The sequence below is a fragment of the Nonomuraea sp. B208 genome (assembly GCF_057536035.1).
Genome location: NZ_BAAJOU010000010.1, coordinates 654678 through 669175 on the forward strand (window position 1 = coordinate 654678; position 14498 = coordinate 669175).

At 72.1% G+C, this 14498-nt stretch carries 9 protein-coding genes; all 9 read left to right on the top strand.

The annotated features are described in order from the left end of the window. Positions 1 to 2: 2 nt before the first annotated feature. The 9 genes from AC27IY_RS08355 (at position 3) to ettA (ending at position 14479) form a co-directional block, all read left to right on the top strand. On the top strand, positions 3 to 842 hold the full coding sequence (locus AC27IY_RS08355; RefSeq protein WP_449958057.1) for a sirohydrochlorin chelatase: 840 nt from the start codon (positions 3 to 5) through the stop codon (positions 840 to 842). Between the two features lie 33 nt (positions 843 to 875). Beyond that, entirely contained in the window at positions 876 to 1961 is a 1086-nt protein-coding gene (cobT, locus tag AC27IY_RS08360) for a nicotinate-nucleotide--dimethylbenzimidazole phosphoribosyltransferase (protein ID WP_423474777.1), read from the top strand. 27 nt (positions 1962 to 1988) lie between these two features. Further along, the gene (speB, locus tag AC27IY_RS08365) at positions 1989 to 3002 is read left to right on the top strand and encodes an agmatinase (RefSeq protein ID WP_344207071.1); all 1014 of its coding nucleotides are present in this window, start codon (positions 1989 to 1991) and stop codon (positions 3000 to 3002) included. Positions 3003 to 3095: 93 nt separating this feature from the next. Further along, on the top strand, positions 3096 to 4328 hold the full coding sequence (gene cobA / locus AC27IY_RS08370; RefSeq protein ID WP_344207072.1) for a uroporphyrinogen-III C-methyltransferase: 1233 nt from the start codon (positions 3096 to 3098) through the stop codon (positions 4326 to 4328). Continuing rightward, a complete protein-coding gene (locus AC27IY_RS08375; protein WP_487177599.1) occupies positions 4325 to 7678 on the top strand; it encodes a dynamin family protein in 3354 nt (1117 codons plus the stop codon). Before cobA ends, AC27IY_RS08375 begins: the two co-directional genes overlap by 4 nt. After that, complete coding sequence (locus AC27IY_RS08380) at positions 7675 to 9300, top strand: GTP-binding protein (RefSeq protein ID WP_487177600.1); 1626 nt, start codon at positions 7675 to 7677, stop codon at positions 9298 to 9300. Before AC27IY_RS08375 ends, AC27IY_RS08380 begins: the two co-directional genes overlap by 4 nt. Positions 9301 to 9465: 165 nt before the next feature. Further along, positions 9466 to 10023 carry a single-stranded DNA-binding protein gene (locus tag AC27IY_RS08385; RefSeq protein ID WP_423445681.1) on the top strand — a complete coding sequence of 186 codons (558 nt, stop codon included), beginning with the start codon at positions 9466 to 9468 and terminating at the stop codon, positions 10021 to 10023. A gap of 892 nt (positions 10024 to 10915) precedes the next feature. After that, positions 10916 to 12703 carry a diguanylate cyclase gene (locus AC27IY_RS08390; RefSeq protein ID WP_487177601.1) on the top strand — a complete coding sequence of 596 codons (1788 nt, stop codon included), beginning with the start codon at positions 10916 to 10918 and terminating at the stop codon, positions 12701 to 12703. 111 nt (positions 12704 to 12814) lie between these two features. After that, positions 12815 to 14479, top strand: coding sequence for an energy-dependent translational throttle protein EttA (gene ettA, locus AC27IY_RS08395; RefSeq protein ID WP_344207077.1), 1665 nt, complete (start codon positions 12815 to 12817; stop codon positions 14477 to 14479). Positions 14480 to 14498: the final 19 nt, after the last annotated feature.

Here is a 14498-nt window from a genome sequence, read left to right on the forward strand (position 1 = left end):
CGATGAAGCCGCCGCTCCTGCTGATCGGGCAGGGCTCGCACGATGACGCCTACGCCGCGGAGTTCGGCAGGTTCGTACACCGGCTGCGCTGCCGCCTCGACCTGACGGCCGTCGACGTCTCCGGCGGCTACCTGGAGCGCGCCACGCCGCGGCTGAGCGACTCCGTCGCCTCCCTGGTCGCGAGGGGCCACCACCGTCTCGTCGCCCTGCCGCTCAGCCTCAGCAGGACGAGCGACGACCTCGGCGCCGCCATGGAACGCGAGCAGCGGCGCCACCCCACCCTCATGTACGACTACGGCCGCCCGCTCGGCCCCGACCCCCGTGTGCTGTCGCTGCTGGCCGAGCGGCTCACCGAGGCCGCCGCCGACCTGTCCAGGCCGCGCGCGCTGGAGCCCGCGGGCGCCCGCCCCCGGCTGCGCGCCGTGGACGCCCCCGTCGACGAGGACCTGCACGTCGAGCCGGGCGAGACCGGCATCGTGCTGGTCGGCGAGGGCTCGACAGACCCGGCGGCCAACGCCGAGATCCACCGCGTGTCCCGGCTGTTCTGGGAGACGCACGCCTACGACTTCATGACCGTCGAGACCGCGTTCGTCTCGGTCACGCCCCCAGGCGTGCCTGGCGGGCTCGAACGCTGCCGCCGCCTCGGGGCCAGGCGCGTGATCGTGGTGCCTTACCTGCTGTTCGCGGGCGGCATGCTGGAGCGCGTGTGGGCGCAGGCGCTGGCGTACGGCGCCGGCCACCCCGATCTCGACATCCGCTGCGCCGAGGTGATCGGCGACTGCGAGCCCCTGGCCGACGTCGTCATCGAGCGTTACGAGGAAGCACTCCAGCTCGTCCACTGAGCCCCCCAAGCCCTTTCTTCCCGGAGGTACGCCGTGCTGGCCGACACCCTCGCCGCGATCCGCGCCGCCGACCCGGTGGCGATCGCCGAGGCCCGAGCGTTCCAGGACCGTCTCACCAAGCCGCGCGGCTCGCTCGGCGTGCTGGAGGACGTCGCGGTCCGCCTGGCGGGCGCGGCCGGCGTCTGCCCGCCGCCCCTGCCCGCCCCGGCCGCGCTGGCCATCTTCGCGGCCGACCACGGCGTGCACGCCGCGGGCGTCACGCCCTGGCCGCAGGAGGTCACCGTGCAGATGGTGGCCAACTTCCTGGCCGGCGGCGCGGTCGCCAACGCCTTCGCCGCCCAGGCAGGCGTCACGGTCACCGTCGTGGACGTCGGCGTCGCCGCCGACCTGCCCGACGCGCCCGCCCTGGTCAAGCGGAAGGTCGGCTACGGCACCGCCGACCTGTCGCGCGGGCCCGCCATGACCGTCGACCAGGCCGTCAGGGCCATGGAGGCGGGCATCACGGTGGCCCGCGACCTGGTGGCGGGCGGGGCCCGCTGCCTGATCACCGGCGACATGGGCATCGCCAACACCACGGCCTCGGCCGCCCTGATCTCCGTCTTCACCGGCGCCGACCCGGCCGAGGTCACCGGCAGGGGCACCGGCATCGACGACGAGACGTACGAGCGGAAGGTCGGCATCGTCCGCGAGGCGCTGCGCGTGAACGGCCTCGACGGCGGCCCGCTCGGCCCGCTCGGCTCCTCGGCGAGCGAGGCGTTGCGGGCGCTGGCCGCCGTCGGCGGGTTCGAGCACGCGGCGCTCGCCGGCTTCATTCTCGGCGGCGCGGCGGCCCGCGTGCCGGTGCTGCTCGACGGTGTGATCGCCGGGGCCGCGGCCCTGGTCGCCGCCGCTCTCGACCCGTCCGCGCTCGATCACTGCGTGGCCGGGCACCGCTCGGCCGAGCCCGGCCACGCCGCCGCGCTCGCCCGCCTCGGGCTGCGTCCCCTCGTGGACCTGGAGCTCCGGCTTGGCGAGGGGACCGGCGCGCTGCTGGCCCACCCCGTGCTGTGCGCGGCCGTACGGGTGATGCACGAGGTCGCGACGTTCGACTCGGCGGGGGTCACCGAGAAGCCCGTGTAAGGATGGTGCTCACTGGAGGTGAGCTCGTTGTCCCGATACGGCGCCATGTACGGCCCGGATTACACGTTCCTGGGGGTCGACCGCTGCGACCTGGGGGATCCCGCGTCCTACGAGGGCGCGGACGTCGTGATCCTGGGCGCCCCCTTCGACGGCGGCACCTCCCACCGGCCGGGCGCCAGGTTCGGCCCGCAGGCGCTGCGGCAGGCGTGCTACCTGCCGCACGACGGCTCACGTCCGAGCCTCGCGCTGCGCGTGGACGGGCTGAAGGACCTGCGGGTGCTCGACGCCGGCGACGTCGAGTGCTACTCGGGCGACGTCGAGGGCTCCTTGCAGGCCATCGAGGACGCCGTGCACCGCATCGCGGCCTCCGGCGCGGTGCCCCTGGTGCTGGGCGGCGACCACACGATCGCGCTGCCCGACGCGCGCGGCACGGCCAGGGCGCACCTCCCCGGCCGCACCTCGATGATCCACTTCGACGCGCACGCCGACACCGGCGACATCACCTTCGGCCACCTGTACGGCCACGGGCAGCCCATGCGGCGGCTCATCGAGTCCGGCGCCATCCGCGGCGACCGGTTCCTGCAGATCGGCCTGCGCGGCTACTGGCCCGAGCCTGAGACGCTGTCGTGGATGGCCGGGCAGCGGATGCGCTCGTACGAGATGACCGAGATCGTCGCCCGCGGGCTGGACGAGGTGCTGACGGAGGCGTCCGCGATCGCGCTGGACGAGTGCGACCAGATCTTCCTGTCGGTCGACATCGACGTCTGCGACCCCGGCCACGCGCCCGGCACCGGCACGCCCGAGCCCGGCGGCCTGACCGCCCGCCAGCTCCTCGACGCCGTTCGCCGCCTCTGCTACGAGCTGCCCGTCGCCGGCATGGAGCTGGTCGAGGTGGCTCCGCCGTACGACCACGCGGACATCACCGCCTTCCTCGGCAACCGGGTCATCCTGGAGGCTCTGTCGGCGATGGCCAGACGCCGCAAGGACGACGAGGGCGGGCCGCGCTGGGATCCGCGTCAGCCGCTTCTCGACGGCCGTTGACTCGTGCCCGTTAACCTGTGCGCAGCAAATGACGGATGCGAAGCCGGTAGGTTTACCTCTTAACACAACCTGCGCGAACGGGAGATTTCCCTCATGGGCCCCTACCTCCTCGGCCTGCGGCTTTCCGGCCGCCGGGTGCTCGTCGTGGGCGGCGGCCGCGTTGCCCAGCGGCGGGTGCCCGCGCTCCTGGAGGCCGGTGCGGAGGTCACGGTCGTCTCGCCGAGCGTGACCCCGGCACTAGACGACCTCATCGCCGCCGGACGGATCACCTGGCACGCCCGGCCCTACGAGGTCGGCGACTGCGACGGCGCCTGGCTCGTCCAGGCGTGCACCGACGACAGGTCCGTCAACACCGCGGTCGCCGCCGAGGCGGAGGCCAAGCGCGTGTGGTGCGTACGCGCCGACGACAAGGACGCGGCCGCCGCCTGGACCCCCGCCAGCGGGCGCGTCGGCGAGATCAGCGTGGCCGTCACCGCGGGCGGCGACCCCAGACGGGCCGCCGGCATCCGCGACGCCGTGGTCGAGGCACTGCGCGACGGCACCGTCGACGCCCGCCGCAACCGCACCAAACCCGTCGGCGTCGCCCTCGTCGGCGGCGGTCCCGGCGATCCGGGGCTCATCACCGTACGCGGGCGGCAGCTCCTCGCACAGGCCGACGTGGTCGTCGCCGACCGCCTCGCGCCGCGCGCCCTGCTCGACGAGCTCGCCCCCGACGTCGAGCTGATCGACGCCGCCAAGGTGCCCTACGGCCGCTCGCTGTCCCAGGAGACGATCAACGACATCCTCGTGGACCGCGCCAGACAGGGGAAGTTCGTGGTCCGGCTCAAGGGCGGCGACCCGTTCGTCTTCGGGCGGGGCGGCGAGGAGATGATCGCCTGCGCGGAGGCCGGCATCCCGGTGCTCGTCGTCCCCGGCATCACCAGCGCCGTCGCCGTCCCCGCGTCGGCCGGCGTGCCGGTGACGCACCGGGGGGTCAGCCAGGAGTTCCACGTCATATCGGTGCACGTGGCGCCCGACGACGAGCGCTCCACCGTCGACTGGCCCGGCCTGGCCCGTTCCCAGGGCACGCTGGTGCTCATGATGGCCGTCGAGCGGCTGGCGAAGGTCGCCGAGACGCTCGTTCGAGACGGACGTTCGCCGGATACTCCCGTAATGGTGGTGCAGGACGGTACCCTTCCGACGCAGCGGGCGGTCGTCGCTTCGCTTTCCACCGTGGCCGACCGCGTGTCGGCGGCTGGAATACGACCGCCGGCGATCGTCGTCGTCGGGGACGTCGTCAGGGTCGGCCAGGAGGTCGAGATGGTTCGAGCGGAGCGCCTGCCGTGAACACGGCCATGGATGACGGGCGGCCGGAGTCGCTGGGGGAGCAGACGCTGTCCTTCCCCTCGATCAGCGACGACGACACCTTCGACGCCTTCACCCCCTCCGGGGACACCAAGAAGAACCCCAAGGACACCCCGCGCGACCCGCGCCGCCCCCGCGACGCCCAGGACCCTCGCGAGCGGCGAGCTGGCGACGCCCAGGAGCGCCGCGAGCGGCGGCCCGGTGACGCTCAGGAGCGCCGCGAGCGGCGGCTCGGCGAGGCTGAGCACGTCCGCGAACTGCGCCGCGCCGGCGAACCGCCACAGGCCCGCGAGCCGCAGCCGGGCCGGGAGCCGCTGCCTGCTCGCGAGCCTCAGGCGGGTCGGGAGCCGCTGCCCACTCGCGAGCCGCAACAGGGTCGGGAGCCACTGCCCGCTCGCGAGCCGCAGCGGAGCCGCGAGCCGCTGCCCGTTCGCCAGCCGCGGCAGGGCCGCGAGCCACAGCAGGGCGGCGAGCGGCGGCAGGTGGGAGAGCCCCAGCAGGGCCGCGAGCCGCAGCAGGCGCACGAGCCACTTCCGAGGCGTCGCCCCACGTCCCCCAATCGCCCTGCCTTCCCCGGCCACCCTGCCACGGGCGCCCCTGAGGGCCACGGCGCGCCGGGCGAGGTCAACCTGTTCGACGCCCCCGCCAAGCCCGCCGACCGCATTGACTTCTTCACCCCCCGAAAGCCCGCCGCCGGCACCTCCCCCGTCCCAGAGGACACCCCCTCAGCGGACCGACCCGCCCCCGGCCCTCAGGACCCCGCCCAGCCTGCCCCCGGCGCCCAGAGCCTTTTCCGGTCCGCCCCCAGCAGACCCGCTCGCCCCGCCACCGACGCCACCCCGGGCCGTCCCGCCGCTGCACCCTCCGGCGAACCCTCCCTCTTCACCAGGCCCGCCGCACTGAGCGTCCCACCCACCGGCGAGCCCCCCACCGCAACCCCCTCACCCACCGACGACCACCTCGCCCCCGAGCACCCGTACGCCCCCGAGCAGCCGACCGACGCCGAGCAGCCAACTGACGCTGACCAGCAGACTGACGCCGAGCAGCAGACTGACGCTGATCAGCTCAGCGACGTTGACCAGGTAGGCGACGCCGAGCAGACGCTCGCCGCCAAGCCCTCCGCCGACGAGCCGCCCGCCGTCGAAGCGCTTCCGCCCGCCACCGACCCCTCCGCCGACCACGACGCGAGCTCTCCAGAGGACCTGAGCCCTTCAGAGGACCCGGAGACCTCCACAGACCTCGCCTCCTCCGCGGAGCCCGACCTCTCCACCGAGCCCGCCCCCTCCGGCGAGGACTCCTCCGCAGACGCCGCCTCCACCGGGGACGCTGACGTCTCCGCCGGTCCGGACCTGGACCCATCGGCAGAACCGGACGACTCCGCGCCGGATCTCGCTCCGTCCACGGAGTCCCGCACCGCCGGCGAGCCGGCCGACGACGAAGAGTCCACCCCCGTCCCCTCCGCAGAAGCCGCACCCGCCGACGACACCTTGGCGGCGACCACCTTCCTCCAGTCCGAGGCCACCACTCTCGACGAGGGCGAGGACGACGGAGAGGAAGAAGACGAAGACGCGGAGAAGGCCGAGGAAGAGGGAGAGGACGCCGCCGCCGACCAGCAGCCCTCCGCCGACGAGCAGCCCCCCGCCGACGGCACCCGTACCGAAGCCCTCCCCCCGGAGACCGTAGAAGCGCTCACCACCGCGCTCGACCAGCTCCGCGAGAGCATCACCGACATCCGCCTCGGCCTGGACCTCCCCGGCGTCAAAGACGCCAGGCAGGCCCGCACCGACCTCCTGGCCCAGCTCGACAACTACGTCCTGCCCAGGGTCCGCACCAGCACGGCCCCCGCCCTGATCGTGGTGGCCGGCTCCACCGGCGCGGGCAAGTCCACGCTGGTCAACAGTCTCGCCGAGCGCAACGTCTCCCGCACCGGCATCCGCCGCCCGACCACCGGCACCCCCGTCCTGGTGTGCCATCCGGACGACCGCCAGTGGTTCGCCGAGGGCGAGCTGCTCGGCACCGTACAGCGTCTCGACCAGCCCGAGCCGACCGCCACCCGGGGTGGCGGCGCGGGCACGGGCACCAACGACGGCCTGGTCCTGGTCGCGACCGAGAAGCTGCCGCAGGGCGTGGCGCTGCTCGACACCCCCGACATCGACTCGGTCGTCGAGGAGCACCACGAGATCGCGCACCGCATGCTCGACGCCGCAGACCTGTGGATCTTCGTGACCACGGCGGCCCGCTACGCCGACGCCCCCGCCTGGAGCCTGCTCAAGCTGGCCAAGGAGCGCGGCGCCCGGCTGGCGATCGTGCTGTCGCGGGTGCAGCCGAAGGCGGTGGACGTCGTGCTGAAGCACTTCGTCCGCATGCTCACCGAATATGGTCTGGGCGACATCGACCGGTTCGTCATCCACGAGTCGGAGGTCACCGACGGCAGGCTGCCCGACAGCGAGGTCACCGACCTGCGCCTGTGGCTGGCCGAGCTGTCAGTTGACGAGGAGCGGCGCGCCCAGGCCGTCCGCGAGACGCTGAACGGCGTGCTCGACAGCTTCCGCACCCGCGTACCGGCGCTGGCCAAGCACCTGGAGGCGCAGGTCGCGTTCCGCGCAGAGCTGCGCAAGGACGTGGAGGCCGCGTTCTTCGGCGCGCTGAGCGACATCGACAAGGCGGCGAGGAGCGGCTCGCTGCTGCACGGCGAGGTGCTGGCCCGCTGGCAGGACTTCGCGGGTTCGGGCGACCTCATGCGCTCGCTGCAGCTCCGCCGGCGCGGCCGGGCGGCGAGGCAGGCGCCGGAGCGGGTGATCGCGTTCAGGGCGGCGATCCGCACCGGCCTGGAGTCGGTGATCGTCGCCGCCGCCAACCGCGCGACCGCCGAGGTCGTCGCGCGCTGGCGGCACCGCGCCGAGCTGGGCGGCAAGCTCGGCGAGGGGCTCGACGTCCCCTCCGACACGCTCGTACGCAACGCCGGCCGGGCCATCGCGTCCTGGCAGGATCACCTGGGCGAGCTCGTACGCACCGAAGGCGTGGCCAAGCGCTCGGTGTCCAAGATCGTGTCGTTCGACCCCGACGCGCTGGCCCTGATCTTCACGGTCGCCATGTTCAGCGGCGCGAACGGCGAGGGCGTGCCGCACCGCCTGGTCAACGCCCTGCTCGGCGCCGAGTCGCTGCGCGGCATCGGCGCGAAGGCGCTGAGCGACCTGCGGGCCAGGATCGGTATGTTGTTCGACGAGGAAGCCATGCGTTACGTGCAAGCGCTCGACTCCGCGGGCGTGCCCGACGAGTCCGCCGCGACCCGCCTCTACCAGGCGACGTACAACCTTGAGGTCGCCCGATGACCACCACGACCACCCCCAGGCCGGGGCTCGCCGCGCGGCTGACCGCGCTCACCAAGGTGGTCGAGGTGGGCGCGGGCCGGCTCGACAAGAAGCTGCTCGACGAGGCCACGGCGCTGCTGCAACGGGCCGGCGAACGCCTCAAGCTCTCCTCCGAGCACACCGTCGTCGCCCTCGCGGGCGGCACGGGCAGCGGCAAGTCGTCGTTGTTCAACGCCATCTCGGGGCTGGAGCTGTCGCCGACGGGCGTACGCCGGCCGACGACCGGCCGCACGCACGCCTGCGTGTGGGGGCTGGAGGGCTCGGCGCCGCTGCTCGACTGGCTGCAGATCCAGTGGCGGCACCGCTTCTCCCGGGCCAGCGCGCTCGACAAGGGCGACACCCAGCTCAACGGGCTCGTCCTGCTCGACCTGCCCGACCACGACTCGATCAGGGCGCTCACCGACACCGAGGCCGACCGGCTCATCGGCCTGGCCGACCTGGTCGTGTGGGTGCTCGACCCGCAGAAGTACGCCGACGCCTCGACGCACCGGCGCTACGTCACCGAGCTGGCGGGACACGACGCGGTCACCGTGTTCGCGCTCAACCAGGCCGACAAGCTCGACACCGAGGAGCTGGCCGAGCTGCTCATCGACCTCAACGACCTGCTGCGCCGCGAGGGCGTCGAGCACCCTAGCGTGGTGCCGACCTCGGCGGTCACCGGGCGGGGCGTCGAGAGCCTGAAGAGCGTCATCGCCACCGCCGTCTCCCGCCGCCGCGCCGCGATCCAGAAGCTGGAGGCCGACCTGCAGCGGCTGGAGCAGCGCATCGCCGAGACCATGCCGCTCGGGGAGGCGCTGTCCGCGCCCGCCTCCGTGGACGAGGCCCGCCGCATGGGCCTGACGGACGCGCTGTGCGACGCGGTCGGCGTCCCGGCCGTGGGCGAGGCCATGGAGAACGTCTACGCCGAACGTTCCAGCAAGTGGGTGGGCTGGCCGTACCCGCGCTGGGCCGACAGGTTCCGCGCCGACCCGCTGAAGAGCCTGCGGCTGGAGGACGTCAGCGAGGAGATCCGCGGGATCACGACCGGCTCGGTGAGCGCGCAGTCGGCCGAGGTCGCCAACGCGGTGCACGCCCTGGCCGACGGTCTGTCCATGAACATGCACCCCGTGTGGCGCACGGCCGTACAGCAGGCGGCGAAGTCGCGTTCCAAGCAGTTGCCCAAGGCGCTGACCGAGGACCTGGCGGAGGTGGCGCCCCGCCTCGACCACGTGCCCGGCTGGTGGTGGGCGCTCAAGATCTGGCAGTACGTGCTGGTGGCGGCGTTCCTGGCGGGCGTGGTCTGGCTGGCGGCCGGGCTGCTCATGCCGGGCTCGCTGCCGCCGTCGCTGGAGCTGCTGGGCGACAGCGCGACGCTGCCGTGGGTGGGCCTCATGATGGCCTCGGTGCTGGGGCTGGGCGCTTTGTCCGGCATCGCGGCCCGCAACTTCGTGGAGCTGGGGGCCTCGCGGGAGCGCGAACGCCTCGAACGCGAGATGCGCCGCCGGGTCGCCGCCGTGTCGGCCACGATGGTCGTCGAGCCCGTGGAGCGCGAGCTCGCCCGCCACCACACGTTCTACACGGCCCTGCGCGACCTGTCCGCCTGACCTCCCGGCCGCGGGTGGGGGCGTGAACGGGGGGCGTGCGCCCTCCGCCCGTACGCCTCCATCCACAGAATCCCGTTCGCCCGCCCGCGGCCGTAGCCGTCTACGGCACCTTGTCACCAGGCCGCGGGCACCCCGCCCGCCGCCCGCAGCAGGGGAAGGCACAGGATGAACGACATCTACGTCACGCTCACCGGCAACGTCGCAGCAGAGCCCAGGCAATACACCTTCGAGGACGGCCTCAGGGTCACCTCGCTGAGGGTCCTCACCTCACATCGCTACTTCGACAAGAAGACCGGCCAGTGGACGGACGGCGACCGCGTCTGCTTCACGGTCCGCTGCTGGCGCGCCCTCGGCGACAACGTCGCCACGTCCGTACGGGCCGGGCAGCCCGTCGTGGTGTCCGGCAGGCTGCGCATCCGCGAGTTCGGCCCGGAGGGCGACCGCCGCTTCATGCCCGAAATCGAGGCCAGCGCCGTGGGCCACGACCTGCGCTGGGGCACCGGCGCCTTCACCAAGCCCGAGCGGGGCGGCGGCACGACCTCGATGAGCAAGGAGATGCGCGACCGCCTCGACGAGGAAACCCAGGACTGGGCCATGGCCACCCGCCCCGGCCGCGCTTCCTCTCCGACCGTACGCATCCTCGGCGCCCCCGACCAGGAGCAGCCCGAACCCTTGGACGACGACGCTGACACCCACCTGACGGAGGACCGAGCGGCAGCATAACCCCGACACCGCTACGCCACCCGGCGGCTGCCGCCCAGGCGAACCGCCACACCCCGACGCACGAACAGCCCGGCAAACAACAGGACACCAACGCAACCCCGCCCCGCCCCGCCCCGCCCTACGGACCGGGGCGGGCGGGCCGGGTGAGTCTGCTGGGGTTGGCGGGCTGGGTTGGGAGGGCTAGGTTGGGCGGCCGGGTTAGGCCGGATGCGTTGGGCTGGCTGCGTTTGGTCGGCTGGGTGAGCGGACCAGGTCGCGCAGGCCGGGCGAAGTCGTTCGCCTGACCCAGTGGGCGTGAGCCGGCCCGCGCGAGAGCAGCGGGCCGCGGCGGCAGAAGGCGGCGAGTCTGTGATCGTCGCCCTCACCCCGGACCAGGCGAGCGCCCGACCAGGCGAGCAGTCCTGGCTCGGATCAGGCGAGCAGCTCTGGCTCGGATCAGGCGAGCAGAGTCCTGGCTCGGATCAGGTGAGCAGTCCTGGCCCGGACCAGGTGAGTAACCCTGGCCCGGATCAGGTGAGTGACCCTGATCCGGGCAGGCGGGCAACCGACCATCCAGGCAGGGACCGCCGCCGGAGGAGCGGGGGAGATGGGCGGGGAAAGCTGGGGGAGGGGGGCACCGGCCAGGCCCGTTACTTCACCCCGAGGGCGGCCGATGGCATGTTCACCAGCATTAGATCCCGAGAGAGCATCTATCAGGTCCAGATGACGCCCCGCACCATGGCTGCTCCTTTCCGGCACGGCCCGCTCGCGGAGTGAGCAGGCACGGTCCATGCCAACGTATAGGTTCCCATCGCACAACGCACACTCCGCAATTATTGTGTTACACATCGTTAGTTAGGGAGGAGACGAGATGGCGGCGACCAGTCACGCTTCGATCCAGCCTCGCGACGGTGTGTCAACACTGGTCGGCCGCTGGCCGTTGCTCGGGCAACGCCGCGCGCTCGTGATCTACCTGGCCGCGATGGTCGCTCTCGACCTCGTCGCGATCATGGTGTTCGCGGTAACACTGGAGTTCCGGTGGCCGGACGTGTACACCTTCGCCGCCCTCATGGGCTGCGGCGCGGTCTGCATCGAGGCGACCCGGCGGCTCGGGGTGCCGGCCGGAGTCTCACGCGACCTGCTGTCGGCCTGGTGGTTGCCGGTGGCGCTGCTCCTGCCACCGCTCTACGCGTTGTTCGCGCCGATCGTCCTGCACGCGCTCCTGCAGGTACGGGTCCGGGCGACCGTCCTCTACCGGCGGGTCACCAGCGCGGCCGCCATCGGCCTGGCGGGATGTACGGCTTCGGTGCTGTTCCATCGTTTCGTCGCGGAGCCGGGGCTGCTGTCGCAGGGCAGCGGGCCGCCGATCATCTTCGCGGTCGTGGCCGCCGTCCTCTTCGCGCTGCTCAACATCGCCCTCATCGCCATCGCAGCCCTGACCGCCGACCCGGACATGAGCTGGCGCGAGGTGCTTTGGGACAAAGAGAGCCTCCTGCTCGACATCGTCGAGCTGTGTCTGGGCATCTCCGTCGCGATCGTCTGCGGGCTCAACCTGGCCCTGCTCCTGCTCGCCCTGCCGCCTGTCGTCCTGCTGCAACGCAGCCTGCTGCACGCCCAGCTCCAGGCGGCGGCCCGTACGGACGCCAAGACCGGGCTGCTCAACGCCGCCGCCTGGCATCGCGAGGCCGACATGGAGATCGTCCGGGCGCGGCGCACCGGCGCGAGCCTGGCCCTTCTGATCATCGACATCGACCACTTCAAACGCGTCAACGACGCCCACGGGCACCTGGCCGGCGACCAGGTGCTCGTTGGCGTGGCGTCCACGTTGCGCGGCCAGCTCCGCGAGTACGACGTGGTGGGTCGCTTCGGTGGTGAGGAGTTCGTGGTGCTGCTGCCGGGCGCCGACTCCCATGAGGCCCGTCGCGTGGCCGAGCGCCTGCGCACCCGCATCCGCCACCTGGCCGTCCCCGCCGATGACACCCTGATCAGGGTCACCGTCTCGACCGGCGTGGCTCTGATGAACGTCCACGGCGACGATCTCATCGAGCTGCTGGCCGCCGCCGACCTGGCCCTCTACCGAGCCAAGGAGCTGGGCCGCGACCGCGTCTGCGTGTCCGTCATCCAACCCCAGCCCGGCTCCCCACCCGCCACCGAGCCCCATCCGGAGCCCCACCTCCTCCCCGAGTCGCATTCGGAGTCCCATCTCCTCCCCGAGCCCCAGCCGGCGCCCTGCCCTCTCCCCGAGCCCTATCCGGAGTCCCGCCCTCTCCCCGAGTCGCGTCCGGAGCCCCATCTCCTCCCCGAGCCCCAGCCGGCGCCCCGCCCTCTCCCCGAGCCCTATCCGGAGCTCCACCATCTTCCCGAGTCTCCTCCTCCGCACCCCGATAGCCCACCTCAGCCTCAGTCCTTGTCTCCGTCTCCGTCGCTGGATGCGTCTCCTTCCCAGGCTCTGTCTCGGTCGCAGCACCAGCCCAAATCCGATCCCGAGCTCGCCCCTGGCCCCCGCCCCGACCTCGACGCCGGGCCCGACCTCGCCACTCAGCTCGGTCTCGGGTCCCATCCTCGGCTCGGGCTCCATCCCGACTCGCAAGCCGGGCCTCAGCCTCAGCCCTGGGCCCAGTCTCAGATCCAGGGTGAGTATCCGATTCCGGTTCAGCCCCAGGCCCACCAGGTTCAACCTGTTCCTGAGCCGGAGGTCTGAGAGGAGCGGTTGGAGGGGGACGCTCGAACCTGGCGGCCCAGAAGGGGGTCGCGTGGGTGCGGTGGGGAGGAGCGGCGGAAGCCTGGGTCAGGAGCCCCTAAGCTAGGGGGCATGCCGGAGTACATCTACACGCTGCAGCGCGTGCGTAAGGCGCACGGCGACAAGGTGGTCCTTGACGACGTCACGCTGTCGTTCCTGCCCGGAGCCAAGATCGGTGTTCTGGGGCCGAACGGCACCGGGAAGTCCACGCTGCTCCGGATGATGGCCGGCCTGGAGCAGCCGTCCAACGGTGACGCGCGGCTCATGCCGGGCTTCACGGTGGGCATGCTCCAGCAGGAGCCCCCGCTCAACGAGGAGAAGACGGTCCTCGGCAACGTGCAGGAGGGTGTCGCCGAGACGATGGCGATGCTCCAGCGCTTCAACGAGATCGCCGAGCAGATGGCCACCGACTACAGCGACGAGCTGATGGACGAGATGGGCAAGCTGCAGGACCAGTTGGAGCACCGCAACGCCTGGGATCTCGACAGCCAGCTCGAACAGGCGATGGACGCCCTGCGCTGCCCGCCGCCCGACGCCGACGTCACCACGCTGTCCGGTGGTGAGCGCCGCCGGGTCGCGCTGTGCAAGCTGCTGCTGGAGGCCCCCGACCTGCTGCTGCTCGACGAGCCCACCAACCACCTCGACGCCGAGAGCGTGCAGTGGCTGGAGCAGCACCTGGAGAAGTACGCCGGCACCGTGCTGGCCGTCACCCACGACCGCTACTTCCTGGACAACGTGGCGAACTGGATCCTGGAGCTCGACCGCGGCCGGGCCTACGCCTACGAGGGCAACTACTCGACCTACCTGGAGGCGAAGGCGCAGCGCCTCAAGGTCGAGGGGCAGAAGGACGTCAAGCGCAAGAAGCGCCTGGAGGACGAGCTGGAGTGGGTCCGCTCCAACCCGAAGGCCCGCCAGACCAAGAGCAAGGCCCGTCTCCAGCGGTACGAGGAGATGGCGGCCGAGGCTGACAAATACCGCAAGCTGGACTTCGACGAGATCCAGATCCCGCCGGGCCCGCGTCTCGGCACCACGGTCATCAGGGCCGAGGAGCTCACCAAGGGCTTCGACGACCGGCTGCTGATGGAGGGCCTGACGTTCGACCTGCCGCGCAACGGCATCGTCGGCATCATCGGTCCCAACGGCGTCGGCAAGACCACGCTGTTCCGGATGATCACCGGCGGTGAGACGCCCGACAAGGGGTCGATCACGATCGGCGACACGGTCAAGATCTCCTACGCGGACCAGAGCCGTGGCGGCATCGACCCGAACAAGAACGTCTGGGAGGTCGTCTCCGACGGGCTCGACCACATCAAGGTCGGCAACGTCGAGATGCCGTCGCGGGCCTACATCGCGGCGTTCGGGTTCAAGGGCCCCGACCAGCAGAAGAAGGCCGGGGTGCTGTCGGGCGGCGAGCGCAACCGGCTCAACCTGGCGCTCACCCTCAAGCAGGGCGGCAACGTGCTGCTGCTGGACGAGCCGACCAACGACCTCGACACCGAGACCCTGTCGTCGCTGGAGAACGCGCTGCTCGACTTCCCGGGCTGCGCGGTCATCACCTCGCACGACCGTTGGTTCCTCGACCGCATCGCCACGCACATCCTGGCGTGGGAGGAAGGGTCGAACTGGTTCTGGTTCGAGGGCAACTACGCCGACTACGAGAAGAACAAGATCGAGCGGCTGGGCGCGGACGCGGCACGCCCGCACCGGGTGACGTACCGCAAGCTGCACCGCGACTAGAAGCGGGTCGTACGTAAGG

Bases quoted from the DNA above. Each gene is read 5' to 3' on its own strand.
- AC27IY_RS08355 (WP_449958057.1), top strand. From the start codon at position 3: ATGAAGCCGCCGCTCCTGCTGATCGGGCAGGGCTCGCACGATGACGCC.
- cobA (WP_344207072.1), top strand. From the start codon at position 3,096: ATGGGCCCCTACCTCCTCGGCCTGCGGCTTTCCGGCCGCCGGGTGCTC.
- AC27IY_RS08380 (WP_487177600.1), top strand. From the start codon at position 7,675: ATGACCACCACGACCACCCCCAGGCCGGGGCTCGCCGCGCGGCTGACC.
- AC27IY_RS08385 (WP_423445681.1), top strand. From the start codon at position 9,466: ATGAACGACATCTACGTCACGCTCACCGGCAACGTCGCAGCAGAGCCC.
- ettA (WP_344207077.1), top strand. From the start codon at position 12,815: ATGCCGGAGTACATCTACACGCTGCAGCGCGTGCGTAAGGCGCACGGC.